The organism is Georgenia sp. H159 (assembly GCF_035607575.1).
GTDB lineage: Bacteria > Actinomycetota > Actinomycetes > Actinomycetales > Actinomycetaceae > Oceanitalea.
This window is the reverse complement of record NZ_JAYDZY010000012.1, coordinates 49,989-73,866: the sequence shown is the minus strand read 5'-3', so window position 1 is coordinate 73,866 and position 23,878 is coordinate 49,989. Positions and strand designations below refer to the sequence as shown.

23 protein-coding genes are annotated in these 23,878 nt (G+C 73.1%); 9 read left to right on the top strand and 14 right to left on the bottom strand.

Annotated features, from left to right (window positions below; genetic code table 11):
• Positions 1 to 276 precede the first annotated feature (276 nt).
• Genes VR894_RS15540 through VR894_RS15525 form a run of 4 tightly spaced genes read left to right on the top strand, consistent with a single transcriptional unit; the run spans position 277 to position 3,117 of the window.
• The gene (locus VR894_RS15540) at positions 277 to 579 is read left to right on the top strand and encodes a hypothetical protein (protein ID WP_324652979.1); all 303 of its coding nucleotides are present in this window, start codon (positions 277 to 279) and stop codon (positions 577 to 579) included.
• On the top strand, positions 576 to 1,742 hold the full coding sequence (locus VR894_RS15535) for a putative T7SS-secreted protein (RefSeq protein ID WP_324652978.1): 1,167 nt from the start codon (positions 576 to 578) through the stop codon (positions 1,740 to 1,742). Before VR894_RS15540 ends, VR894_RS15535 begins: the two co-directional genes overlap by 4 nt.
• Positions 1,739 to 2,458: a hypothetical protein gene (locus VR894_RS15530; RefSeq protein WP_324652976.1), complete on the top strand. Its 720-nt coding sequence runs from the start codon at positions 1,739 to 1,741 to the stop codon at positions 2,456 to 2,458. The genes VR894_RS15535 and VR894_RS15530 overlap by 4 nt, the downstream gene beginning before the upstream one ends.
• Positions 2,455 to 3,117, top strand: coding sequence for a hypothetical protein (locus VR894_RS15525; RefSeq protein ID WP_324652974.1), 663 nt, complete (start codon positions 2,455 to 2,457; stop codon positions 3,115 to 3,117). Before VR894_RS15530 ends, VR894_RS15525 begins: the two co-directional genes overlap by 4 nt.
• Before the next feature lie 3 nt (positions 3,118 to 3,120).
• On the opposite strand, the gene VR894_RS15520 is transcribed toward VR894_RS15525, so the two are convergent.
• Entirely contained in the window at positions 3,121 to 3,882 is a 762-nt protein-coding gene (locus VR894_RS15520; RefSeq protein WP_324652972.1) for an SDR family oxidoreductase, read from the bottom strand.
• Positions 3,883 to 3,958: 76 nt separating this feature from the next.
• On the opposite strand from VR894_RS15520, the gene proC reads away from it, so the two are divergent.
• Complete coding sequence (proC, locus tag VR894_RS15515) at positions 3,959 to 4,774, top strand: pyrroline-5-carboxylate reductase (RefSeq protein ID WP_324652971.1); 816 nt, start codon at positions 3,959 to 3,961, stop codon at positions 4,772 to 4,774.
• A gap of 39 nt (positions 4,775 to 4,813) precedes the next feature.
• On the opposite strand, the gene VR894_RS15510 is transcribed toward proC, so the two are convergent.
• The 9 genes from VR894_RS15510 to VR894_RS15470 are packed head-to-tail and all read right to left on the bottom strand — an operon-like array spanning position 4,814 to position 14,721.
• Complete coding sequence (locus VR894_RS15510; protein WP_324652969.1) at positions 4,814 to 6,319, bottom strand: CoA-acylating methylmalonate-semialdehyde dehydrogenase; 1,506 nt, start codon at positions 6,317 to 6,319, stop codon at positions 4,814 to 4,816.
• Between the two features lie 23 nt (positions 6,320 to 6,342).
• The gene (locus tag VR894_RS15505) at positions 6,343 to 7,659 is read right to left on the bottom strand and encodes an aspartate aminotransferase family protein (RefSeq protein WP_324652967.1); all 1,317 of its coding nucleotides are present in this window, start codon (positions 7,657 to 7,659) and stop codon (positions 6,343 to 6,345) included.
• Positions 7,660 to 7,674: 15 nt separating this feature from the next.
• Positions 7,675 to 8,832, bottom strand: a complete 1,158-nt coding sequence (locus VR894_RS15500; RefSeq protein WP_324652966.1) for an ABC transporter substrate-binding protein — start codon at positions 8,830 to 8,832, stop codon at positions 7,675 to 7,677.
• A gap of 43 nt (positions 8,833 to 8,875) precedes the next feature.
• Positions 8,876 to 9,667, bottom strand: coding sequence for an ABC transporter permease (locus tag VR894_RS15495; protein WP_324652965.1), 792 nt, complete (start codon positions 9,665 to 9,667; stop codon positions 8,876 to 8,878).
• Positions 9,667 to 10,491: an ABC transporter ATP-binding protein gene (locus VR894_RS15490; RefSeq protein WP_324652963.1), complete on the bottom strand. Its 825-nt coding sequence runs from the start codon at positions 10,489 to 10,491 to the stop codon at positions 9,667 to 9,669. Before VR894_RS15490 ends, VR894_RS15495 begins: the two co-directional genes overlap by 1 nt.
• Entirely contained in the window at positions 10,488 to 11,384 is an 897-nt protein-coding gene (locus tag VR894_RS15485) for an ABC transporter permease (protein ID WP_324652962.1), read from the bottom strand. Before VR894_RS15485 ends, VR894_RS15490 begins: the two co-directional genes overlap by 4 nt.
• 3 nt (positions 11,385 to 11,387) lie before the next feature.
• Entirely contained in the window at positions 11,388 to 12,404 is a 1,017-nt protein-coding gene (locus VR894_RS15480; RefSeq protein WP_324652960.1) for a TIGR03842 family LLM class F420-dependent oxidoreductase, read from the bottom strand.
• Positions 12,405 to 12,414: 10 nt separating this feature from the next.
• Positions 12,415 to 13,845, bottom strand: a complete 1,431-nt coding sequence (gene hydA, locus VR894_RS15475) for a dihydropyrimidinase (RefSeq protein ID WP_324652958.1) — start codon at positions 13,843 to 13,845, stop codon at positions 12,415 to 12,417.
• A gap of 27 nt (positions 13,846 to 13,872) precedes the next feature.
• Positions 13,873 to 14,721, bottom strand: a complete 849-nt coding sequence (locus VR894_RS15470; protein WP_324652956.1) for a nitrilase-related carbon-nitrogen hydrolase — start codon at positions 14,719 to 14,721, stop codon at positions 13,873 to 13,875.
• Positions 14,722 to 15,024: 303 nt separating this feature from the next.
• Here VR894_RS15470 and VR894_RS15465 point away from each other — a divergent pair, with 303 nt between their 5' ends.
• From VR894_RS15465 to VR894_RS15450, 4 genes are all read left to right on the top strand, one after another.
• Positions 15,025 to 16,467 (top strand): sugar porter family MFS transporter, encoded by a 1,443-nt coding sequence (locus VR894_RS15465; RefSeq protein WP_324652954.1) that lies wholly within the window; start codon positions 15,025 to 15,027, stop codon positions 16,465 to 16,467.
• Between the two features lie 187 nt (positions 16,468 to 16,654).
• Positions 16,655 to 17,644 (top strand): putative F420-0 ABC transporter substrate-binding protein, encoded by a 990-nt coding sequence (locus tag VR894_RS15460; RefSeq protein ID WP_324652952.1) that lies wholly within the window; start codon positions 16,655 to 16,657, stop codon positions 17,642 to 17,644.
• A complete protein-coding gene (locus VR894_RS15455) occupies positions 17,641 to 18,771 on the top strand; it encodes an iron chelate uptake ABC transporter family permease subunit (protein WP_416380853.1) in 1,131 nt (376 codons plus the stop codon). The genes VR894_RS15460 and VR894_RS15455 overlap by 4 nt, the downstream gene beginning before the upstream one ends.
• On the top strand, positions 18,768 to 19,583 hold the full coding sequence (locus VR894_RS15450) for an ABC transporter ATP-binding protein (RefSeq protein ID WP_324652950.1): 816 nt from the start codon (positions 18,768 to 18,770) through the stop codon (positions 19,581 to 19,583). Before VR894_RS15455 ends, VR894_RS15450 begins: the two co-directional genes overlap by 4 nt.
• A gap of 52 nt (positions 19,584 to 19,635) precedes the next feature.
• Here VR894_RS15450 and VR894_RS15445 read toward each other — a convergent pair whose 3' ends face one another.
• From VR894_RS15445 to VR894_RS15430, 4 genes are all read right to left on the bottom strand, one after another.
• The gene (locus tag VR894_RS15445) at positions 19,636 to 21,204 is read right to left on the bottom strand and encodes an SPFH domain-containing protein (RefSeq protein WP_324652948.1); all 1,569 of its coding nucleotides are present in this window, start codon (positions 21,202 to 21,204) and stop codon (positions 19,636 to 19,638) included.
• Between the two features lie 183 nt (positions 21,205 to 21,387).
• Complete coding sequence (cofE, locus tag VR894_RS15440; protein ID WP_324652946.1) at positions 21,388 to 22,170, bottom strand: coenzyme F420-0:L-glutamate ligase; 783 nt, start codon at positions 22,168 to 22,170, stop codon at positions 21,388 to 21,390.
• The gene (locus tag VR894_RS15435) at positions 22,170 to 23,168 is read right to left on the bottom strand and encodes a TIGR03557 family F420-dependent LLM class oxidoreductase (RefSeq protein WP_324652944.1); all 999 of its coding nucleotides are present in this window, start codon (positions 23,166 to 23,168) and stop codon (positions 22,170 to 22,172) included. The genes cofE and VR894_RS15435 overlap by 1 nt, the downstream gene beginning before the upstream one ends.
• Before the next feature lie 67 nt (positions 23,169 to 23,235).
• Positions 23,236 to 23,841, bottom strand: coding sequence for a nitroreductase family protein (locus VR894_RS15430; RefSeq protein WP_324652942.1), 606 nt, complete (start codon positions 23,839 to 23,841; stop codon positions 23,236 to 23,238).
• Between the last annotated feature and the right edge of the window lie 37 nt (positions 23,842 to 23,878).

Below are 23,878 nucleotides of genomic sequence, written 5' to 3'. Positions count from 1 at the left end.
GGTCCACGGCCGGAGCCGCGGCCCGGGGCCACTCTCGTGCGGAGATGACGGTCCGCTGCCGGCCGGTTCTACTGGGAGCTCGCGCTCCGTTCTTCCGGCGGCTCACCGGTGATGGCCGGGTCGATGCCTTTGCTCGGGCCAGTGTAGCCCGCTCCCGGGCAGGTCCGGGGATGGGGAGTTCTCCCTATGCGCGTCGCTGTCCACCGTGCGCCGTTGTCGCCATGATGGTCCCCGGGTGACGTGCACCGCGCACGTCCGGCGAGAGGAGAGGCACACGTGGTCGACCTGTTCATCGACGGTGACGCCCTGGCTGCGACGAGGACGACGCTGGAGAACATCCGCGAGACGCTGTCCGGCGCGGCGGGGGCGATGTCCTCGGTCCCCGGGGACGTCACGGGGCACGACCAGCTGCGGCAGCGGCTGAGCAGCTTCGGCGAGGAGTGGAACCACGGCATCGGCGAGCTCGCCGAGGTGTCCGGCAGCGGGGCGGAGGGGCTGCGGGTCATCGCCGAGGGCTTCGCCGAGCTCGACGCCGCGCTCAAGGCCTCCCTCGAGAGCACGGACGGTGAGGCCTCGTGAGCGTCCGCTCCTTCCCCGCCCTCGGCTTCGACCCGGCACCCGGCACGCTGAGCGCCGCCGAGTCGGTCGCGGAGCAGGTACGTACCACCGCCGCCCAGATCCGTGAGGCGGCCGACGTCCTCGGCGGCACCGGTCAGCAGAACTGGCAGGGCGAGACCGCCACCGCGTTCCACGAGACGATGTCGACCGAGCTCACGCCGAAGGTCGTGACCGCGGCCGACAGCTTCGAGACGGCGGCCGCCGCGCTGGAGACCTGGGCGTCGTCGCTGCTCACCTTCCAGCAGCAGGCCGAGGAGCTCGAGACCCGGGCCGCCACCGCGGTCAGCAACGTCTCCAACGCCGCGGACGACCTCACCGCGGCCCAGCAGAGCGAGAACCCGGACGTCGACACCGACGGGCCCGCCAACCAGCTGTCCGCGGCCACCGCGGAGCTCGAGCAGGTCCGCTCCGAGGCCTACTCGCTGGCGCAGACCTACGCGAGCGAGGCCGACTACGTCGCGGCCTGCATCTCGTGCGCCGCCGACGACGCGCCCGACTCGAGCATGTGGGACGGCTTCACCGACTGGCTCGGGGACGTCGAGGACTGGTTCCAGGACTACGTCCTGCCCGTCCTCGAGGACATCATCGACATCCTCGCCGTCGTCGTCGCCGTCGCGGCGATCCTCGCGCTCATCTTCTCCGGGCCGGTGGGCTGGCTCGGCATGGCGGGCCTCATCCTCGGCGGCGCGGCCGTCGCGGTCGACTTCCTCCAGTTCGCGGGCGGCCGGGAGGACGCGACCGAGATGCTCACCGGCGCCCTCGGCCTGCTCGCCGGCGCCGGTCTCGGCAAGATCGTCCAGGGCCTGGGCACGATGGCCGTGAGCTCCGGTGGCATGTCCGGGCTCGTCCCGGCGGTCGCGGGGATCTCCCGCGGCACCGGTGGAGCCGGGGCGACGGCGACGGCGGCACTGTCGTTCAACCCGGTCGGCCCGCTCGCGACGTGGGGCTACGTCACCGGCCGGACGTATGAGGAGAGCAAGAGCGTCATGGACACGAGCGAGAGCCTCAACGACGTCGGCGACCCGGTCGGCCGCACCACCGAGCGGTTCCGCAACCTCTTCGGTGGGCACGGCTTCGTCACCCACGAGCAGCGCAGCGACATCGCCGAGAGGAAGGACCAGTGACGACGACCGCGACCCGCGAGCAGTTCTGGGTGCCCACGCCACCCGGCTGGGTGGAGATCGCCGCCTTCGACACCGACGCCCGCGCCGAGAGCCACTGGCGCGAGATGCTCGAGCCGGCCCGCGCGCACCTGGGTGAGCGCACCGACGCCCTGCTCACCGGTCTGCGCGCCGCCCGCGAGGCCGTCGCCGGGTCCGGCGTCACCTCCGCCGGGGTGGTCGTCACCTCGGTCGACGACGAGCCGGCCGTCTGGACGTTCTCGACGACGATCGAGCAGGTGACCAGCGGCGAGGTCAACCCGGTCGCGCTCGTCGAGCGCTCGCTCGGTCACGCCGGGACCGTGGAGGCGACCGAGGACATCACGCTCGTCGACGGCCGGACGGCCGTCCAGGCCTTCCTCACCCTCACCCCGCAGACCCGGCTCGGCCGGGCGCACGGCGCCACGTCCTCAGCGGCCGAGGAGCCGGCGGGTCCGGACCGGCCGCCGGTCGAGCGGCTGGGGAGCTGCGTCGTCGCCGTGGCGCTGCCGGACCGGCCCCACGACCTCGTCGTCGTCACCGGCAGCTCCCCCGACCCCGACCACCGCCCGCTCCTCGCGCACGTCGTCAGCGCCATCGCCGCCGGCGTCCACGTCGGGACGAGCGCACCCGAGGGTGTCGCCCGGGCCGGCGCCGTGCTGCCGGTCACCGACCTGCCCGCGGAGGACGACGCACGGTGAGGTTCGTCCCCGCCGCCGCCGAGCCCTACCTCGCCGGCACCGACGAGCCGAGCGGCCCCGCCCGCCGGCGGGCCGTCGCCACGCTGCTCGGTGCCTACACCGACGGCCGACGGCTGCTCACCGGGCTCGGGCTCTGGCTGGGGGTCGTCGGTGGCGTGGCCGCCGCCGTCGTCGGGGTCGTGGCAATCGGTGCGACCGTCGTCGACGGAGAGCCTGCGGGCAGCGCCCTCCTCGGGGCGATCGCGGTCCTCGCCGGCGTCGCCGGCGGGACGTGGGCCGCCCGCCGCGGGACCGAGCTCCTGCGGGCGGGAGCGCGGCTCTCCAGAGCCGCGGAGAGCTGGATGGTCGCGACACCCGACGCGCCGGCGTCGTTCGGGCGGCAGCTGCACGCCCTGCTGTCCACCCTGCGGCCCGAGCTCCTCCCCCGCGTGCTGCTGAGCTCGCTCGCCGGCCTGCTCGCCGTCCTGGCCCTGTGCGCCGTCGGGTTCGGCATCTGGCGCCTCGCGGGCGCGACCGGCGGCGAGGTGGTCGTGGGCGTCGTCCTCTCGGCGGCGAGCGCCGTCCTCGCCGCCGTCAGCGCCGTCCCCGCCGTGGCCCTGTGGCGCGGGTCGCGCCGGATCCAGCGCGGCCTCGTCGCCGACCCCGCCGTCCGGCGCTGACCGCTACTCCCGGGCCACCACGGTGTTCGAGGCCTGGGCGCGGGGCCGCAGGACCATGAGGTCGACGTTGACGTGGTGGGGGCGCCCGAGCGTCCACGCGATCGCGTCGGCGACGTCCTCCGCGACGAGCGGTTCGGCGACCCCCTCGTAGACCCGGGCCGCCGCCTCCTCGTCGCCGAGCCGGTTGAGTGAGAACTCCTCGGTGCGCACCATGCCGGGCGCGATCTCGATGACGCGGACCGGCTGCCCGACGAGCTCGAGACGCAGCGTGGTGGCGATGGCCCGCTCCGCGTGCTTGGCGGCGACGTAGCCGCCACCGCCGGGGTAGGTGTCGAGTGCCGCCGTCGACGACACGACGAGCACGTCACCGGCACCGGAGTCGCGCAGGTCCGGCAGGAGCAGCTGGGTGAGCCGCAGCGTGGCCAGCACGTTCACCTCGAACATCGCCCGCCAGTCCGCCACCCTGCCGGTCTCGACCGGGTCCGCTCCCCGCGCCCCGCCCGCGTTGTTGACGAGGGCGTGGAGCGCGCCACCGGAGCGGACGGACGCGACGAGGGCGGCGACGTCGTCCTCGCTCGTGAGGTCGGCCGGGACGCCGACGGCGCCCGTCTCCTCGGCGAGCGCGGCGAGCCGGTCCTCCCGGCGTGCGGTGGCGACGACGTCCCACCCGTCGGAGCGCAGGCGGCGCACGGTGGCGGCGCCGATCCCGCTCGAGGCACCGGTGACGAGGGCGCGCCGGGCGGCTGTGGGGTGCGGGGTGTCCATGCCCCCATGGTGCCTGGCCGCGCGGGCGGGACGCCGTGGATACTGGGGCGGTTCGCAGACGGCAGCGGGAGGCAGCATGACCATCGGGTTCATCGGGGCAGGCACCATGGCCGGCGCCATCGTGCGCGGCGCGACCGCGGCGGGCGTGGTCCCGGGCGGGGACGTCCTCCTCTACGACGTCGCCGCGGACGCCGCCCAGCGCCTCGCCGACGACGTCGGGGCCTCCGTGGCGCCGTCGGCGGAGGCGGTCGTCACGGGTAGTGACGTCGTCGTCCTCGCCGTCAAGCCGCAGGTGCTGCCCGCCGTCCTCGGCGGGCTCGCCGCGACCGTCGTCCGGCGCCGCCCGGTGCTCGTGTCGATCGCCGCGGGCATCTCGCTGGCGGCCCTCGAGGAGCGGCTCCCCGGCGGCGAGGTGCCCGTCGTCCGCGTCATGCCGAACGTCAACGCGATGATCGGCGCCGGGATGGCCGCGGTGTGCGGCAACGAGGCCGCGAGCGCCGACGACGTCGCCCGCGTGGTGGAGATCTTCGCGGCCGTGGGCGAGGCGGTCGAGCTCCCCGAGAAGGACTTTGCCACCTACACCGCGATCGCCGGCTCCTCCCCCGCGTTCGTCTTCACCTTCATCGACGCGCTGGCCCGCGGCGCCGTCCGCGGTGGCCTGCCCAAGGCGCTGGCCACACGCATCGCGGCCCAGGCCGTGCTCGGCAGCGCCCGCATGGTCCTCGAGCGCGCCGCCGACGGCGTGAGCCCGGCGGACCTCGTCGACATGGTGTGCTCCCCCGGGGGCACGACCATCGCCGGGATCGTCGCGATGGAGGAGTCCGGGTTCTCCCCCGCCATCGTCCGCGCCGTCCAGGCGGTCGCCGACCGCGACCGGGAGCTGGGCGGCTGACCCGCGCGGCCCACGGGCACCCCCGGGCGGCGCGGCCGGTCAGTCGTGCTCCGGGAAGCCGAGGTTGAGCCCCCCGTGGCTGGGGTCGAGCCAGCGGCTGGTCACGGCCTTCTCCTGGGTGTAGAACGCCAAGCCGTGCGGCCCGTAGGCCTTGGCGTCGCCGAACAGCGAGGCCTTCCACCCGCCGAAGGAGTAGTGGGCCACCGGCACCGGGATCGGGACGTTGACCCCGATCATCCCGGCGGTCACCTCCAGCTGGAAGCGCCGGACCGCTCCGCCGTCGTTGGTGAAGATCGCGGTGCCGTTCCCGTACGGGCTGGCGTTGATGATCCCCAGCCCCTCCTCGTACCCGGACACCCGGACCACCGAGAGCACGGGGCCGAAGATCTCGTCCGCGTAGGCCTTGGAGGACGTCGGGACGCGGTCGAGCAGGGTGGGCCCGAGCCAGAACCCGCCGGGGTCGCCGTCGGGCTCCACCCCGCGGCCGTCCACGACGAGGTCGGCGCCGTCCCCGACCGCGACGTCGAGGTAGGAGGCCACCTTGTCCCGGTGCTCACCGGTGATGAGCGGGCCCATGTCGCAGCCGCGGCGCCCGTCCCCGGTGCGCAGACCGGACATCCGTTCCCGCACCTTGGCGACGAGCTCGTCGGCGATGGTGTCCACCGCGAGCACGACCGAGATCGCCATGCACCGTTCCCCCGCGGAGCCGAACCCGGCGTTGACGGCGGCGTCGGCGACGAGGTCGAGGTCGGCGTCGGGCAGCACGAGCATGTGGTTCTTCGCCCCGCCCAGGGCCTGGACCCGCTTGCCGTGGGAGGTGGCCGTCTCGTAGACGTGCCGGGCGATCGGGGTCGACCCGACGAAGGAGATGGCGGCGACGTCGGGGTGGGTGAGGAGGGCGTCGACCGCCTCCTTGTCGCCGTGGACGACGTTGAACACGCCGTCCGGCAGCCCGGCCTCCCGCAGCAGCTCCGCCATCCAGTTCGCCGCGCTCGGGTCCTTCTCCGAGGGCTTGAGCACGACGGCGTTGCCGGCGGCGATCGCCAGCGGGAAGAACCACAGCGGCACCATCGCGGGGAAGTTGAACGGGCTGATGACTCCGACGACGCCGAGCGGCTGGACGACCGAGTAGACGTCCACGCCCGTGGAGACGTTGACGGAGTACTCCCCCTTGAGGTGCGCCGCGGCGCCGCACGCGAATTCGACGACCTCCAGGCCGCGGGCAATCTCCCCGCCGGCGTCGGAGAGCACCTTGCCGTGCTCGGAGGTGAGGATCCGGGCCAGCTCCTCCCGGCGGGCGGAGAGCAGCTCGCGGAAGGCGAAGAGCACTTGCTGCCGCTTGGCCAGGGACACCTGGCTCCAGGCGGCGAACCCCTCCTGCGCGGACCGGACCGCGGCGTCGACGTCGGCCGCGGAGGCGAGGCGGACCTGTTTGGTCACCACCCCCTTCGCCGGGTCGTAGACCGGTCCGGTCCGGGCCCCGGTGCCGGCGTGGGTGGCGCCCCCGATCCAGTGGTCGAGGACCTCGGTGGTGGTCGTGGTCATGGTGCTCTCCTTCGAACGGTCGGTCAGGCCAGCAGGTCCAGGGCGAGGACCTCGTCGAGGACGGCCACGCCACGGGCCACCTCCTCGGGGGTGATGACGCACGGCGGCACGACGTGGATGCGGTTGTCGACGATCATCGGCAGCACCCCGCGGGCCAGGAGCTCGGACTTCACCCGGCCCATCACCGCACCGCTCGCCGGCTCCCGGGTGGCGGGGTCGGCGACGAGCTCCAGCGCCCAGAACACGCCCTCGCCGCGGGCCTCCCCGACGACGGTGTGCCGGTCGGCGAGCTCGGCCAGGGCGGGGCCGAGCACCTCCGCGCCGATCCGGGCGGCGTGCTCGACGATCCCCTCGCCGGCCATCGCGGTGATCGAGCCGACGATGCTCGCCATCGCCAGCGGGTGCCCGGAGTAGGTGAGCCCACCGGGGAAGACTCGCTCGTCGAAGGTGGCGGCGACCTCCTCGGAGAGGATGACGCCGCCGGCGGGCACGTACCCCGAGTTGACCCCCTTGGCGAAGGTGATGAGGTCGGGGACGACGTCGTACCCGTCGAGCGCGAACCACCGGCCGGTGCGCCCGAAGCCGGCCATGACCTCGTCCAGGACGAGCATGATCCCGTGCCGCCGGGTCAGCTCCCGCACCCCGCTGAGGTAGCCGGGCGGCGGGACGAGGATCCCGGCGGTGCCGGGGACCGTCTCGAGGAGGACCGCGGCGACGGACTGCGGTCCCTCGCTGAGGATGACCCGTTCCAGGTGGTGCAGCGCGCGCTCGCTCTCCTCCTCGGGGGTGGTCGCCCAGAACTCGCTGCGGTAGAGGTAGGGCCCGAAGAAGTGGACGTGCCCGCGGGCGTACTCGTTGGGCACCCGCCGCCAGTCCCCGGTGGCGACGATCGCCGCACCGGTGTTGCCGTGGTACGAGCGGTAGGTGGACAGCACCTTGTCGCGCCCGGTGTGCAGTCGCGCCATCCGGATCGCGTTCTCGACCGCGTCCGCACCCCCGTTGGTGAAGAACACCTTGTCCATCCCCGCGGGCGCGCGCTCGGTGACGAGCCGGGCGGCCTCGCTGCGGGCGGCGTTGGCGTGCGGCGGGGCCACGGTGGTGAGGATCTCGGCCTGTTCCCGGATCGCGGCGACGACGGCGGGGTGCTGGTGGCCGATGTTGACGTTGACGAGCTGGGAGGACAGGTCGAGGTACTCGCGGCCGGCGTGGTCCCACACCGTGCTCGCGCGGCCACCGGCCAGGACCATGGGGTCGAGCGCGCCCTGGGCGGACCACGAGTGGAACACGTGGGCGCGGTCGAGGTCGCGGATCTCCTGCTCGGTCGTGGGGTGCTGGGACATTCCACTGCCTCCTTCTCAGTTGCCACCCTCGGTGAGGGTGACCTCGATCGGGGTGAAGCTCTCTCCGGTGAGGTCGAGGTCCTCGTCGGAGAGGTCGTCCAGCGCCTGCTGGATCCACTCGTTGGACCAGGCGGTGTCCGGTGGCTCGGTGGTGATCGGGGACGCGCCGGTCTCGTTGACGGCCGACAGGGCGCCCTCGACCGTGCGGTCCCAGGCCTCCTCGTCGATGACACCGATGCCCTCGGGCGCCGGCCAGATGAGCTTGTTGGTCTCGTTGACCATCCACAGCTCGTGGCTCGGGCCCCAGCCGGACCCGGCGGCAAGCACGATGTCCGCGGCCTCCTGCGGGTTGTCCGCGGCGTAGACCCAGCCGCGGATGACGGCCCGCAGGAACGCGACGGTCGTCTCCTGGTACTCGGGGTCGGACTCCAGGCGCTGCGTGTCGGCCCAGATCGCGTCCTGGAGCATCGCCCCGACGGTGTCCTCGTAGCTGATGACGGTGAAGTCCTCGGGCGTGTAGAGCTCCCCGGTGTCCGGGTCCACGCTCTCGAGCAGCTGGGCGTACTCGTTGTAGGTCATCGCCTGGGCGGCGTCGATGTCGCCCTGGAGGAAGGCGTTCATGTTGAAATCCTGGGTGATGATCTCCACCGTGGAGGAGTCCAGGCCCTCGGCGGCCATCGCGGCGAAGATCTCCCACTCGTTGCCGAATCCCCACGAGCCGATGCGGCGGCCCTCGAAGTCGGCGACGGAGTCGATGTCGGAGTCCGCCCAGGAGACCTGCAGCGTGCCCGAGCGCTGGAAGATCTGCGCGATGTTCGTGAGGTCCGCCCCGCCCTCGATGGACCCGAGGACCTTGGGCACCCAGGCGATGGCGTAGTCGGCGTCGCCGTTGGCCAGGGCGTCCTGCGGCACGATGTCGCCGCCGGACTCGATGATCTCCACCTCCAGGCCCTCGTCGGCGAAGTAGCCCTGGTCCTGGGCGGCGAAGTAGCCGGCGAACTGGCCCTGCGGCAGCCACTGCAGCTGCAGCCGGACGGGGGTGAGCTGCTCGCCCGCTCCGTCCGTGGCCCCGCCGCCGGCCGGCGGGTCCTCGGTGGTCTCCGAGCACGCTCCGAGCAGCAGGGCGGTGGCGAGCACGGCGACGCCGAACGTGCCTGTGGTGCGGTTCCTCATGAGGCTTCCTCTCATCGATCCGGATCGTTCCGCCCGCCGTTCGTCAGCCGCCTCCCGCGCGCCGGCCCGCGGCCTGCTCCAGTGCCAGTGCCACGAGGAAGAACGCCAGCCCGACGACGATGGAGGCCACGACGTACGCCCAGGCCCGGGGGTAGGCGCTCGAGGCGGCCGACGTCGAGATCAGGCTCCCCAGGCCGCCGCGGGGCCCACCGAAGTACTCCGCGACGAGCGCGGAGATGACGGCGAGCGACGAGGCGATCCGCACGCCGGTGAACGTGTAGGGCAGCGCGGTGGGCAGCGTGACGGTCCGCAGCACCTGCGCGGGTGTCGCGGCGTAGACCCGCATGAGGTCGCGGTGCACCGGCAGCGTCTGGCGCAGGCCGCGCAGCGTGTTGATGAACACCGGGACAAAGGACGCGAGGCCGGCGATCACCTGCCGGGAGAACTGGGTGTCGGCACCGAACATCGTGTTGAGCACCGGGGCCGTGGCCACGATCGGGATGACGGCCAGCGCGGCGATGACCGGTGCGGTCATCGCGTCGATCCGCCTCGATGCCGCGGCGAGCGCCGCCAGCAGGACGGCGAGCACGGTGCCGACGACGAGACCGACGAGCGCGTTCCGCGCGGTGACGAGCGACCCGGACACCATCGAGGGTGCGAAGGCGACGAGCTGGTCGGCGATCGCGGCCGGGCTCGGCAGCAGGTAGTCGCTGACGCCGACGACGCTGACGAGGAACTGCCAGACCGCCAGGACCGCGAGCCCCACGACAACCGGCGCCACGACGCGCGCGACCGCCGGCCCGCGGCGCCCCAGGGTCCCGGTCGCGGCGGCCATCAGCGGGTCTCCGCCCCGCGGGGAACCGCGCTGCCGCCGTGCAGGGCCTCGCGCACCGCGGTGATCATCTCGAAGTACGCGTCCTCCTCGCGCAGCTCCGCGGTCCGGTCCGCCGTCGGGTCGAGGCGCATGGGGACGACCTGGGAGATGCGTCCCGGTCGGGCGGACATGACCACGACCCGGTCGGAGAGGTAGACGGCCTCGGGGATGGAGTGGGTGACGAAGACGACGGCGGCGCCCGTCTCGGCGCAGATGCGCACGAGCTCGGTCTGCATGCGTTCGCGGGTCATCTCGTCCAGCGCCCCGAACGGCTCGTCCATGAGCAGCAGCCGCGGCTTCTCGGCGAGCGCCCGCGCGATGGCGACGCGCTGCTGCATCCCCCCGGAGAGCTGGTCCGGGTACCGGTCGGCGAACTCGCCGAGCGAGACCAGCTCGAGCAGCTCGGCGACCCGTGACTCCCGCTCGGTCCGGCCGACGTGGTGCAGGACGAGAGGCAGCGCGACGTTGTCCCTCACGGTGCGCCAGGGCAGCAGGCCGGCCTGCTGGAAGGCGATGCCGTAGTCCTGGTCGAGGCGTGCCTGCCGCGCGTCCTTGCCGAACACCTCGACGGTGCCGGCGGTGGGCTGGTCGAGGTCGGCGACGAGCCGCATGAGCGTGGACTTGCCGCAGCCGGACGGCCCGATGAGGGAGACGAACTCCCCCGCTGCGACGTCGAGGTCGATGCCGATGAGGGCCTGGAGCTCGCCCTCGCGCGTGGCGAAGGTCTTGTCCACCCCCCGCGCCCGCACCGCGGGGGCAGTGGTGCTCCGGTCGGTGACGCTCACGCGACCACCTCCACTCGTCGGTAGTCGCGCAGCACGAGCCCGAGCAGAGCCACCGACCCGGCGGCGACGAGTCCCAGGACGACGGCGCCCAGGATCGGTCCCCACGCCTTGGCGGGGTCACCGGAGGCCTGCCCGGCGTACTGGATGATGATGCGCCCGATGCCGCCCTGCAGCCCCGTGGACACCTCGGCGACGACGGCCCCGATGACCGCGTTGGCCGCCCCCAGCCGGAGCGCGGCCAGCAGGTAGGGGACGGACGCCGGCAGCCGCAGCCTCCGCAGCGTGGTCCACCAGCCCACGCCGTAGGTGTGCATGAGCTCGAGGTGCAGGCGCTGCGGCGACTGCAGGCCGCGCAGGGCCCCGACCGCGATCGGGAAGAAGGCGAGGTAGGAGGCGATGAGCGCGACGGACATCCAGTCCTGCCACACGAGCGGTCCGATGCGGAAGCTCGCGCCCCAGCTGCGCACCACCGGGGCGAAGGCGATGAGCGGGACGGTCTGGCTCAGCACGATCCAGGGCAGCAGGCCCCACTCGGCGATCCGCCAGCGCAGCATGACCAGCGCCAGCCCGACCCCGACGACGACGCCCACCGCCCACCCGGCGGCAGCGATCCCCAGCGTGAAGAGCGCGGCCGAGGTCACCGCCGCCCACAGCGGCTGCTCCGCGGCGCGGGTCACGGGGTCGAGGAGCCGGGTGAGCATGTCCCAGCTGTGCGGCATCGCGAGGTCGGTGGTGCGCGGCAGGACCCGGGCGCCCGCGACGACGACGCCGTCGGCCGGTCCGAGGAGCTTGTAGCCCTCCCACAGCGCGACGACGGTGAGCACCCCGGCCAGCCCCCAGCCCCAGGGCACGCCCGACCGTCGTCTCGGCAGCCGGACCGGTGGGGCGCTCATCGGTCAGTCGTGGGCCGGGACCGTGCTGCGCAGCTCGGGGATGACCGACTCGCCGTAGGCACGCAGGGTGCCGTCGAGGTCGTCGTGCTGGAGGTACCCGGCGAAGTGGTCGACCCCGAGCTCCTGCAGCGCGCGCAGCTTCTCGACGTGCTGGGCCGGCTCGCCGAGGACGCAGAAGCGGTCGACGATCTCGTCGGGAACGAACTCGGTGTGCGTGTTGCCCGCGCGGCCGTGCTCGCTGTAGTCGTAGCCCTGGCGTCCGGCGATGTAGTCCGTGAGCGCCCGCGGGACCGCGCCGTCGGTGCCGTAGCGGTCGACGATGTCGGCGACGTGGTTGCCCACCATGCCGCCGAACCAGCGGCACTGGTCGCGCATGTGCTCCCAGTCGCTGCCGACGTACATGGGGGCCGCGACGCAGATGGTGAGCGCGTCCGGGTCGCGGCCCGCCTGCTCGGCGGCGTGGCGCACCTTGGCGATCATCCACTCGGCGATGTCGAGGTCGGCGAGCTGGAGGATGAACCCGTCCCCCACCTGACCGGTGAGCTCCAGGGCGCGCGGGCCGTAGGCGGCGACCCACACCTCGAGCTCGGAGCCCACGCTCCACGGCAGCCGCACCTCGGTGCCGTGGTACTCCACCGGGCGGGAGTTGGCGAGCTCGCGGATGACGTGGATCGCCTCGCGCAGCGTCTCCAGGGTGGTGGGTTTGCCGCTGGTCGCCCGGACCGCGGAGTCCCCCCGCCCGATCCCGCACACGGTGCGGTTGCCGTACATCTCGTTGAGCGTCGCGAACAGCGAGGCGGTGACCGTCCAGTCCCGGGTCGCCGGGTTGGTGACGAACGGCCCGACCTTCACGTGGGTGGTGCGGTCGAGGATCTGGGAGTGGATGAGGTAGGGCTCTTGCCACAGCACGTGGGAGTCGAAGCTCCACACGTGGCTGAAGCCGTACCGCTCCGCCGCCACACCGAGCTCCACGACCCGCCGGGAGGGCGGGTTGGTCTGCAGGACCACGCCGAAGTCCATGTCCGTCTCCTCAGGTGAGGTACTGGGTGAGGTCGCGCTTGAGGTACCGGCCGTCGCCCTTGCGGCCGAGGTAGGCGCCGTCGTCGACGACGACCTTGCCGCGGGACAGGACCGTGTCGACGTGCCCGTCGATCTCGAAGCCCTCCCACGCGGAGTGGTCCATGTTCATGTGGTGGGTCTTCTCGTAGCCGATCGAGGTGTGCCCCTCCGGGTCGTAGACGACGATGTCGGCGTCGGCGCCCGGCGCGATGACGCCCTTGCGCCCGTACAGCCCGAACATCCGCGCGGGGGTGGTGGAGGTGAGCTCGACCCAGCGCTCGAGGGTGAGCCGGCCGGTGACCACGCCCTGGTACATGAGGTCCATCCGGTGCTCCACCCCGCCGATCCCGTTGGGGATGGCCCGGAAGTCGCCGCGGCCCAGCTCCTTCTGGTCCTTGAAGCAGAAGGGGCAGTGGTCGGTGGAGACCATCTGGAGGTCGTTGGTGCGCAGCGCCTGCCACATCGCGTCCTGGTGGCCCTCCTCCCGGGAGCGCAGCGGCGTGGAGCACACCCACTTCGCGCCCTCGAAGCCGTCCTGCCCACCCGCGGCGAGCTGCTCCTCCAGGGACAGGTAGAGGTACTGCGGGCAGGTCTCCCCGAACACGTTCTTCCCTGCGTCCCGCGCGGCGGCGAGCTGGGCGACGGCCTGCTTGGCGCTCACGTGCACGACGTACAGCGGTGCCCCGGTGACGTCGGCGAGCATGATCGCGCGGTGGGTGGCCTCCTCCTCGAGCTGCCAGGCCCGGGCGATGCCGTGGTAGTACGGCCCGGTCTTGCCCTCGGCGACGAGCTGAGCGGCGAGGACGTCGATCGCCGGGCCGTTCTCGGCGTGCATCATCGTCAGCAGGCCGAGCTCCCGGGACTTCTGCATCGCCCGCAGCACCTGCGCGTCGTCGGCGTAGAACACCCCGGGGTAGGCCATGAAGAGCTTGAAGCTCGTCACCCCCTCGGCGACGAGGGAGTCCATCGCGGCGAGGGCGTCGTCGTCGACGCCGCCGATGATCTGGTGGAAGCCGTAGTCGATCGCGCAGTTCCCGGCCGCCTTCTCGTGCCACGCGGCGAGGCCGTCCTGGACGCGCTCCCCGTGCTTCTGGACGGCGAAGTCGATGATCGTCGTGGTGCCGCCGTGGGCCGCCGCACGGGTCCCCGTCTCGAAGGTGTCGGAGGCGTTCGTCCCGCCGAAGGGCAGCTCCATGTGGGTGTGGGCGTCGATGCCGCCGGGGACGACGTACTTCCCGGAGGCGTCGACGACCCGGTCCACGGAGGCGGCGAGGTCGGTGCCGAGCAGGACGCTGCCGGGGGCGAGGACCGCGACGATCCGCTCGCCGTCGACGAGGACGTCGGCAGCGCCACGGCCGGTCGCGCTCACCACGGTGCCGCCGGTGATCAGGGTGGTGCTCATGCACAGCTCCTTTCGCTGGTTGGCTGCCTACGGCTGCGGGATCGCGGTGTAGGTGTCCGGACGGCGGTCCCGGTAGAACTGCCAGTCGTCGCGCATCTGGCGCACGAGGTCGAGGTCCAGGTCCCGGATGAGGACCTCCTCCTGCTCCGGGGAGCCGAGCTCGCCGACGTGGTTGCCCCTGGGGTCGATGACCTGGCTGGTGCCGTAGAAGAAGACGGCGTCCTCGCCGTACTCGTTGTCCTCGAGCCCCACCCGGTTGGGCTGGAGCACGAAGTAGCCGTTGGCGACGGCGGCGGCGGGGCCCTCGACCTCCCACAGCCGGTTCGACAGGCCCGGCTTGGTGGCGTTGGGGTTGAACACCAGCTGCGCGCCGCGCAGCCCGAGCTCGCGCCAGCCCTCGGGGAAGTGTCGGTCGTAGCAGATGTAGGCGCCGACCTTCCCGACGGCGGTGTCGAAGACCGGGTAGCCCAGGTTCCCGGGGCGGAAGTAGAACTTCTCCCAGAACTTCTCCAGGTGGGGCAGGTGGTTCTTGCGGTACTTGCCCAGGACGGTGCCGTCGGCATCGACGACGACGGCGGTGTTGTAGTAGATCCCGGGCTGGTCCTCCTCGTAGATCGGCAGCACCATGACCATGCCGAGCTCCTTGGCCAGGGCCGCGAAGCGTTGCACGATCGGACCGTCCGCCGGCTCGGCGAGCCGGTAGTACTTCTGGTCCTGGGTGATCCCGAAGTACGGGCCGTAGAAGAGCTCCTGGAAACAGATCACCTGCGCGCCCTGGGCGGCGGCGTCGCGCGCGAACTGCTCGTGCTTGTCGAGCATCGACTCCTTGTCGCCGGTCCAGGTGGTCTGGGTGATCGCTGCCCTGACAATGGTCACTGCTGCCTCCACGTGTCCTGTGCTGCTCGGGGAAAGCTCCCAGACCGATGTTTCGGGGCGGTGTCGCACCGGTTACCGGACCGTCCGCGCCTGAGCCTGCCGGTGCGGGACGAGTCCCTGTACCCGTGATGTGACTGTGCGTGACTGCTCCACCTCGACGGCGAGGGGTGCAGGGAACGCTACCGCCACCGGCGGCGGGAGCAAGGCCTTTTGGCGTACCGGATGCTCGGGCGCCCCGTTCTCCCCGCGCCGTTCACGGTCGTCGGCGCTAGCGTGCGACCACGCAACGAGGAGGAGTGGCAGATGAGCACCAGCGACACCGCGCCGACCCCGCTCAACGGGAGGATCCTCGGCATCAGCCTGGCAGCCGCCATGGGCGGCTTCCTGTTCGGCTTCGACACCGCCGTCATCAACGGCGCGATCGACGCGATGAGCGCCGACTTCGGCATCAGCGGGTTCCTCCAGGGCTTCGCGGTGTCCTCGGCGCTGCTCGGCTGCGTGCTCGGCGCGTGGCTCGCGGGACCGCTGGCCGCCCGGCAGGGCCGCATCCGGGTCATGCTCGTGGCCTCGGCACTCTTCACCATCTCCGCGATCGGCTCCGGCCTCGCCTTCGGCACCTGGGACCTCATCGCCTGGCGTTCCCTGGGCGGGCTCGGTGTCGGCGCGGCCTCGGTCATCGCGCCGGCCTACATCGCCGAGGTGTCCCCGGCGCACGTCCGTGGCCGGCTCGGCTCGCTGCAGCAGCTGGCGATCGTCCTCGGCATCTTCGCGGCGCTGCTCAGCGACGCCTTCCTCGCCGACGCCGCCGGCGGCGCCGCCGAGATGCTGTGGCTCGGTCAGGAGGCGTGGCGGTGGATGTTCCTCGCCGAGGCCGTGCCCGCGCTCCTCTACGGGCTGTTCGCCCTCACCATCCCGGAGTCGCCGCGCTACCTCGTCGACCAGCACCGCGAGGAGGAGGCCGCCGACGTCCTCACGAGGTACACCGGCGTGCGGGACGTCGCCGCCAAGATCAAGGAGATCCGCACCTCGCTCAAGCGGGAGGCCCGCGAGAGCCTCGCGGACCTCAAGGGCGCGTCGATGGGGCTCAAGCCGATCGTGTGGGTCGGGATCGCGCTGGCGATCTTCCAGCAGTTCGTCGGGATCAACGTCATCTTCTACTACTCCACGACGCTGTGGCGCTCGGTCGGGTTCGATGAGAGCCAGGCGCTGACGACGTCGGTCATCACCTCGGTGACGAACGTCCTCGTCACCGTCGTGGCGATCCTGCTCGTCGACAAGGTGGGCCGCCGACCGCTGCTCATCTTCGGCTCGGCCGGCATGACGGTCACGCTCGGGGCGATGGCGCTGGCCTTCTCCCAGTCCCAGGGCACCGGCGAGGACGTCTCGCTCCCACAGCCGTGGGCCACGATCGCGCTCGTCGCGGCCAACCTCTTCGTCGTCTCCTTCGGCGCGACGTGGGGCCCGATCATGTGGGTGATGCTCGGGGAGATGTTCCCGAACAAGATCCGCGCCACCGCCGTCTCGGTGGCCTCGGCGGCGAACTGGCTGGCCAACTTCGCGGTGTCCACGACCTTCCCGACGCTCTCGAGCATCTCGCTGACCCTGGCCTACGGCGTGTACGCGACCTGTGCCCTGCTCTCGCTGCTCTTCGTGCTGTCGAAGGTCCCCGAGACGAAGGGCCGCGAGCTCGAGGACATGACCGACGACGCCGGCGGGCGCCGCAAGGCTGCACGGACGTCGGACTGACGCCGACGAGTCGCACTCCCGTCTCCGCGTGCGGTCGCCCCCGAGGGCGGCTGGGCGGGACCGGGGTGGAGGTGTAGGGTCGGCAGCGGACCCCGGGACGTCCCGGTGGTGGGCCTCGACCTTGGCCCGCGGTCCACGCGCGGCGCTGTGACTGCGCAGAGTTCACCGAACCCTGCCTGGAGTCCTCATGCCCCGCACCCGTCCCAGTGTCGCCCTCGGCGGCCTCCTCCTTCTCCTCGCCGCCTGCTCCGGCGCGCCCGCCGACGAGGTCGCGACACCCGAGGTCGCGACACCCGCCGACGGGAGCGGCTTCCCGGTCGCGGTGTCCAGCTGTGGCACGGAGACGACGCTCCCGGCGCCGCCCGAGCGGATCGTGACGATCAAGTCCTCGGCCACCGAGATGGTCATCGCGCTCGGAGCGGGCGACCGCATCGTCGGCACCGCCTTCTCCGACGGGCCGCTTCCCGACGGCGTCGCGGAGCCTCCCGTGCTCGCCGAGAAGAACCCCTCCCGGGAGTCGGTCCTCGACCTCGCACCCGACCTCGTCTACGCCGGGTGGGAGTCCAACCTGTCCGACGACGGCGCCGGCGAGCGTGCCGGGTACGAGGAGCTGGGGGTCTCCACCTTCGTCTCCCCGTCCGCCTGCCAGGACCCGGCGTACCAGCCGCAGCCGCTCACCTTCGAGGACGTCTTCGCCGAGATCGAGCAGGTCGGGTCGATGCTCGGCGCCGAGGAGGAGGCGGCGGCGCTCGTGGCGGAGCAGCGTGCCGCCCTCGACGCCGTCAGTCCCACGGGCGAGGGACTCACGGCCCTGTGGTACTCCTCGGGCTCCGACACGCCCTTCGTGGGCGCCGGGATCGGAGCACCGCAGATGATCATGGCCGCGGCCGGGCTGACCAACGTCGCCGACGACGTCGCGGAGACCTGGACCTCGCTGTCCTGGGAGGCCGTCGCGGACCGCTCCCCCGACGTCCTCGTCCTCGTCGACTCGGCATGGAACTCCGCCGAGCACAAGATCGAGGTCCTCGAGTCGAACCCGGTGACCGCCGCGATGCCGGCCGTCCAGGAGCAGCGCTACCTCACCGTGCCGTTCCCCGCGACGGAGGCGGGCGTGCGCAACGTCGCCGCCGTCGCGGACCTCACCCGTCAGCTCACCGAGCTCGGGGACGTCCCGTGACGAGCACCCGAGGCGCGACGCCGCCGGTCCTGTCCTCCGCTGGGACGGCCGCCCCGCACCCGGCACCCGGCCGTGCGTCGTCCGGACGGGCCGACCGGGGACGGTTCGCGCTGGCGGGCACCGTCGTCACGCTGCTCGGCCTCCTGCTCCTCGCGATGACCTGGGCGCTGACCGTCGGACCGGCCTCCATCACGGTGGGGCAGGTGTGGGGCTCGGCCTGGCACCACGTGTGCACGGCGGTCGCGCCGGGGGCGACCTGCGCCGCGGACACGCTCACCCAGATCCAGGACGCCATCGTCTGGCAGGGGCGCGGCGCCCGCGTCGTCGCCGCGGCCGCGGTGGGTGCCGGGCTGGCGATCGCCGGAACGGTGATGCAGGCCGTGGTCCGCAACCCGCTGGCGGACCCCTACCTGCTCGGGGTGTCCTCGGGCGCCTCGCTCGGAGCGGTCGCGGTCCTCGTCCTCGGGATGACCGTCCTGCTCCCCGTCGCCGCCTTCGTCGGCGCCATCGGTGCGCTCGTGCTCACCCTGCTCCTCGCGGCCGGCCGCGGCGGCGGGCTGCCGCCGGTGCGCACCGTGCTGGCCGGCGTCGCCGTCGGGCAGGCGTGCGCCGCCCTGGTGAGCTTCGTGATCTTCTGGTCGGCGACCGGGGACTCCTACCGCGAGATCCTGTCCTGGCTGCTCGGCTCCTTCGGCGGCATCACCTGGCCCGAGGCCCTCCTCGCGGTCGGTGGGACGGTCGTCCTCGGCGGGCTGCTCGCCTCCCGGGCGCGGGTGCTGGACGCCTTCGCGTTCGGGGACGTCTCGGCATCCTCCCTGGGTGTCGACGTGCGCCGGGCACGGTGGCTGCTGCTCGTCGTCGTCACGCTGCTCACCGCGGTGCTCGTCTCGGTGTGCGGGGCGATCGGCTTCGTCGGGCTCGTCGTCCCGCACGCCGTGCGGCTGGTCCTCGGCTCCCGCAACCACCGCGTGCTGCCGGTCGCGGCGCTCGTCGGGGCGCTGTTCCTGCTCCTCGCGGACACCGCGGCCCGCACCCTGTTCGAGCCACGGGAGCTGCCCGTCGGCATCCTCACCGCCGCGATCGGCGCACCCGTCTTCGCCGTCCTGCTCCGTCGGAGCCGGCTGTGAGCGGGCGGACGACGACGGCGCAGGCCGTGACGGCGACCGCGCCCGCGGAGCTGACCGTCGCCGAGCTGGGGCTGAGCATCGGGCAGCACCGGGTGCTGCGCTCGGTGGCCGCCCGGCTGCCGGCAGGCGCCGTCAGCGCCGTCGTCGGACCGAACGGCTCGGGAAAGTCGACGCTCCTGCGGCTGCTCGTCGGCGCCCTGAGCCCCGACGTCGGGACGGTGCTCCTCGACGGCCGGGAGCTGGCCACCATGTCCCGCCGGGCGCGGGCCCGGGAGCTCGCCCTCGTCGAGCAGGACTCCGCGGCACCGGTGAGCCTGGACGTGCTCGACGTCGTCCTGCTCGGCCGTACCCCGCACCGCGCCGCGTGGGGCTCGGACTCGCCCGAGGACCTCGCGATCGCCCACGCCGCGCTGCGGAGGGCCGGTGCCGCCGATCTCGTCGGCCGCGACGTCGCCACGCTCTCCGGCGGCGAGCGCCAACGCGTCCACCTCGCCCGGTCGCTCGCCCAGGCACCGCGGCTGCTGCTGCTCGACGAGCCGACCAACCACCTCGACGTCGCCGCCCAGCTCGACGTCCTCCACCTGGCCGAGGACCTGACCACCGGCGGTGTCACCGTGCTCGCCGCCCTGCACGACCTCAACCACGCGCTGCGCTACTGCGCGCACGTCGTCGTGCTCGACGGCGGGCACGTCGTGGCGGCCGGGCCGCCGGGTGAGGTGCTCACCGAGGAGCTCGTCTCCCGGGTCTACGGCGTGCGGGCGCAGCGGGTCCTGGCCGGCGGGCGGGACATGCTCGTCTACGACCGCACCTGACCCGGGCGCGCGGCGGGCTCCGCCGGGAGCCCAGCCCGCGACCTACGGGCTGCTACGCCGTCCCGTCGCTGCCCACGTGACCGGCTGCGGCGGTGCGGCCGGCCGGCACGGCCTCCTCCGGCCGTGCGCCACCTGCCCGGCCCCCGCGGAGCAGCTCGAGCAGGTCGATACCGGTCTGCGCCTTGAGGAGCACCGCGAGCTCCTGGACACCGCCCGCGACCTGGTCGGTGAGCTTGGCCGCCCCGTCCTTGTCGATGACCGTGATGTCGTCGATGCTGCCCAACGCGTCGGCGTAGGGCTGGGCCATCCTCGGCAGCGCGTCGAGCACCAGCTGGAGGCGGGCCGACTCCGGGAAGGCCTGGTAGGCGTCGGACTCCGCCTTGATCGCGGCACCGCGCGCCTCGCCCTTGGCGCGCTCGGCGGCGGCCTCGGCCTCACCGCGGGCCTGCACACCGTCCGCCTCGGCACGGGCGAGTGCGAGTGCGCCCTCGGCCCGGCGCTGCTGCTCGACGAGGGCGGCCTCGGCACGTGCGCGGGACGCGGACGCCTCGGCGTCGGCCTGCGCCGTCGTGCGCTGGGCCTCGGCCTCGGCCTTGCGGATCGCGGCCGTCTTGGCGGCCTCGGCCTCCTGCTCGGCCGCGTACTTGCGGGCGTCGGCCTCCTGCGCGGCCTCGTACTTGCGCGCCTCGGCGGGCTTGCGCACCTCGGTCTGCAGCTCCTGCTCACGCAGCGCCGCCCGCCGCAGGGCCACCTGCTCCTGCTGCACGAGCACGGCCTGCTGCGCCTCCGCCTCGGCACGCTCCTTCGCCGCCTCGGCCTCCGCCTCCGCGGTGGCGGTCTCCTGGGCGATCTGCGCGTTGCGCAGCGCCAGCGCCTTGTTCGACTCCGCGATCTGGACCGCGGCCTCGTTCGAGCGCTCGGTGCTCTCCTGCCGTGCCTGGGCCTCGGCGATCTCCGCGTCACGGGCCACCGCGGCCGCCCGGGGACGCCCGAGGTTGCGGATGTAGTCCCCGGAGTCCTCGACGGTCTGGATCTCGAAGTTCTCCAGGATCAGGCCGCGCTCGGCGAGCATCGGGACGGCGATGTCCTTGACCTCCTTGGAGAAGTCCTGCCGCTCGTAGAGGATCGACTCGACGGTCAGCGTTCCCGCGATCGTGCGGAGCACACCGACGAGCACCTCGCTCGTCTGCTGCTCGATCACCTGCTCCTGGCCGCGCCCGGCGAAACGCTGGGCCGCTGCGCGCACCATGCGCTCGGTGCCACCGACCTTGACGACGGCGATGCTACGCAGCGTGACGCCGACACCGCTCTTCGTCGTGGCGTCCTCGGCCGTCACGGAGAAGCTCTGCGAGGCGAGCGACAGCCGCGCGACCTGCTCGAAGACGGGCTTGACCAGCGTGCCGCCGCCGATGACGACGCGCTGGCCGGACAGGTCGGTGGTCTCGTCGCCGGTCTCGGGGTTGATCACCGGCGTGCCGCTCTTGCGGCCGGTGATGATCAGCGCCTCGTCGGGCGTGGCGATCTTGAACCGCACCTTCGCGTAGACGAAGCCGATGACGGTCAGGACAAGGACCGCGATGACCACCGCGGCGACGATCAGGACTGGGCCGGCGAGTTCCACGGGGCTCCTCGGGGCAGGACTCCGGTCACGGAGTGCGGTGCGTGCGGACTGTCGCTCGCTGCGTCGGCATGATCGCCTGGCGGGCGACGACGCCCGCCGGCTTGCCGGCAGGCACTGGCACCCTACCGGCGCCCGACGCTCTCGCGGCAGGTGTTGACCATCGCAGTGCCGAGGTGGTCGCTGCTACGCGCGGCCATCCGCCAGGCCGCGGGCGTAGGCCTCGGCCGTCCCCTCGCGGAAGAGGTCGTCCTCGGCGGGCCGGGCCAGCACCCGGGCGCCGTCGCCGTCCTCGCGGGTGACGAGGTGGCCCATCCCGCGGACGACGGCGACCGGCCGCCCGTCCACCTTGCCCTTGACCAGGTCCGCGGCCGCGGCGATCTCGTCGACGGCGGCGACGACGGTGACGCGCAGCTCGCGCCCGTAACCGTCCCGCCGGCCGCGGTGGTCCTGGAGGGTGATGATCCCGGCCGCCCCGATCCCGATGTCGGTGACGCCCTCGCGCCACGGCCGCCCGACGGTGTCGGTGACGACGACCCCGGGGCGCACACCCAGCCGGGCGTCGAGCCCGCGGCGCAGCGTGCGGGCGGAGGCGTCCGGGTCCTCCGGCAGCAGGAGCGCCGTGCCGAGCGGGACGTCGGAGGTGTCGACGCCCGCCGCGGCGAGCACGAGTCCCTGCGGGTTCTGCACGATGCGCAACGAGGAGCCGTCCGGTCGGACCCGCTCGGCCACGACGCGCACCGTCTGGGAGTCGATGACGGCCTCGAGCTCCTCCCGGCTCCGGGCCGCCACCAGCCGTCGCTCGGCCTTGGCCACGACCTTGCTGGCGACGACGACGACGTCGCCCTCGCGCACACCGGTCGACCCGTCGGGCCACCGCAGCTCCCGGAGCGCCGGGGCGACGACGGCGGCGAGGTCGTCGCCGCCGGTGACCGGTGGCAGTCCCTCGACGGACTGGACGAGCAGCATCAGCGCCTCACCTTCGGTAGGACCTCACGGCCGAACACCTCGACCCACTCGCGCTGGTTGCGCCCGACGTTGTGCAGGTAGAGGCGGTCGACCCCGAGGTCGACGTACTTCTGGATCTCCGCCCGGTGGACGTCGGGGTCCGCAGAGATGGTCATCCGCCCGGCGAAGTCCTCGGGCCGCACGAGCTTGGCCATGGCCGCGAAGTCGAAGGGCGACCGGATGTCCGCCTTGGGGAACCGCATCGCGCCGTTGGGCCACTGCTCCAGCGCGTTGGCCATCGCCTCCTCGTCGGTCGGCGCCCACGACAGGTGCAGCTGGAGGATGCGCGGCATGGTCGCCGGGTCCTTCCCGGCCTCCCGGGCGCCACCGGCGAACCGGTCGAACAGGCCGGCCACCTTCTCCGGCGGCGCACCGACGGTGATGAGGCCGTCAGCGTGCTTGCCCGCCCGGCGCGCGGTCACCGGGCCTCCGGTCGCGACGTAGACGGGCGGGGGCTCGGCTGGCATCGTCCACAGGCGGGTGGACTCCAGCCGGTAGAAGGCCCCCGAGTGCTTGGTGTCCTTGCCCGCGGCCGAGTTGGCGAAGAGGCGGCGGATGACGTCCACGGCCTCGAACATCCGGTTGATCCGCTCGGGCGCCTCCGGCCAGTACGGCGCCACGACGTGCTCGTTGAGCGCCTCCCCGGAACCCACGCCGAGCCAGTGCCGCCCCGGGTACATCGCCGCGAGGGTCGCCGAGGCCTGGGCCACCATGGCCGGGTGGTAGCGGAAGGTGGGCGCGGTGACGCCGGGGCCGATGTCCCCGCGGGTGCGCTCCCCGAGCGCGGTGAGCACGTTCCACACGAACGCCGCCTGCCCCTGCGCCGGGGTCCACGGCTGGAAGTGGTCGGCGGCCATGACGCCGGAGAACCCGTGGCGCTCGGCCAGCGCCGCGATCTCGAGCACCTCGGTCGGATGGAACTGCTCCAGGGCCGCCGCGTAGCCGATCGTCAGGTCCATGGCGGCAGTCTCTCAGGTGCGCCGGACCGCGCGGTCCGGCGTCCGGGAGACGGTCGGCCGCGGCGCCTCAGCCCTGCCAGCCGCCGCGATGGACCACCTCGGCCAGCGGCTTGCGCCGCCGGGTCGCCGCCGAGCCCGCGGGCTGCTTCCCCGGTGCCGGGTGCCCGACGGTGATCGCGCCGACGGGCGCGTAGCGCGCCGGCACCCCGAACTCCTCGTGGAACGCCGGGAGCCGGTCGGCGGTGATCCCGAAGAAGCACGCTCCCAGCCCCTCCTCCGTCGCCGTGAGCAGCATGAGGAGCGCGGCCATGCCGGCGTCGACGTGCCAGTACGGCACCGGCCACGTGTGCTCGGGACCGCTCTTGTCCGGCTCCGCGTACCGCTCCAGGTACGCCGCCTCGGAGGACAGGGGGACGATCACGACCGGCGCCGCGCGCATCCCGCGCAGCCAGCCGTCGAGCGCGGCCGCTCTGTCCGGCGGCGTCGTCGCCCGCCAGAACCGCGCGACGTCGGCGGGCTGGTCGAGCACGAGGAAGGCCCACCCCTGGCTGAACCCCGCGCTCGGCGCCCGCAGCGCGTGACGCAGCATCCGGTCGATCGCGGCCGGGTCGACCGGCTCGCCGGTGTAACGGCGCACCATGTGGCGGCGGCGGACGACCTCGGCGAAGTCCATCGCACCAGTCTGCCAGGGCCTCGTGGGCGGCTCGCCC

Excerpts from the sequence above, each read along its gene's own strand:
- VR894_RS15520 (WP_324652972.1), bottom strand. The coding sequence starts at position 3,882 with ATGGACACCCCGCACCCCACAGCCGCCCGGCGCGCCCTCGTCACCGGT.
- proC (WP_324652971.1), top strand. The coding sequence starts at position 3,959 with ATGACCATCGGGTTCATCGGGGCAGGCACCATGGCCGGCGCCATCGTG.
- VR894_RS15510 (WP_324652969.1), bottom strand. The coding sequence starts at position 6,319 with ATGACCACGACCACCACCGAGGTCCTCGACCACTGGATCGGGGGCGCC.
- VR894_RS15505 (WP_324652967.1), bottom strand. The coding sequence starts at position 7,659 with ATGTCCCAGCACCCCACGACCGAGCAGGAGATCCGCGACCTCGACCGC.
- VR894_RS15500 (WP_324652966.1), bottom strand. The coding sequence starts at position 8,832 with ATGAGGAACCGCACCACAGGCACGTTCGGCGTCGCCGTGCTCGCCACC.
- VR894_RS15495 (WP_324652965.1), bottom strand. The coding sequence starts at position 9,667 with ATGGCCGCCGCGACCGGGACCCTGGGGCGCCGCGGGCCGGCGGTCGCG.
- VR894_RS15485 (WP_324652962.1), bottom strand. The coding sequence starts at position 11,384 with ATGAGCGCCCCACCGGTCCGGCTGCCGAGACGACGGTCGGGCGTGCCC.
- VR894_RS15480 (WP_324652960.1), bottom strand. The coding sequence starts at position 12,404 with ATGGACTTCGGCGTGGTCCTGCAGACCAACCCGCCCTCCCGGCGGGTC.
- hydA (WP_324652958.1), bottom strand. The coding sequence starts at position 13,845 with ATGAGCACCACCCTGATCACCGGCGGCACCGTGGTGAGCGCGACCGGC.
- VR894_RS15465 (WP_324652954.1), top strand. The coding sequence starts at position 15,025 with ATGAGCACCAGCGACACCGCGCCGACCCCGCTCAACGGGAGGATCCTC.
- VR894_RS15460 (WP_324652952.1), top strand. The coding sequence starts at position 16,655 with ATGCCCCGCACCCGTCCCAGTGTCGCCCTCGGCGGCCTCCTCCTTCTC.
- cofE (WP_324652946.1), bottom strand. The coding sequence starts at position 22,170 with ATGCTGCTCGTCCAGTCCGTCGAGGGACTGCCACCGGTCACCGGCGGC.
- VR894_RS15435 (WP_324652944.1), bottom strand. The coding sequence starts at position 23,168 with ATGGACCTGACGATCGGCTACGCGGCGGCCCTGGAGCAGTTCCATCCG.
- VR894_RS15430 (WP_324652942.1), bottom strand. The coding sequence starts at position 23,841 with ATGGACTTCGCCGAGGTCGTCCGCCGCCGCCACATGGTGCGCCGTTAC.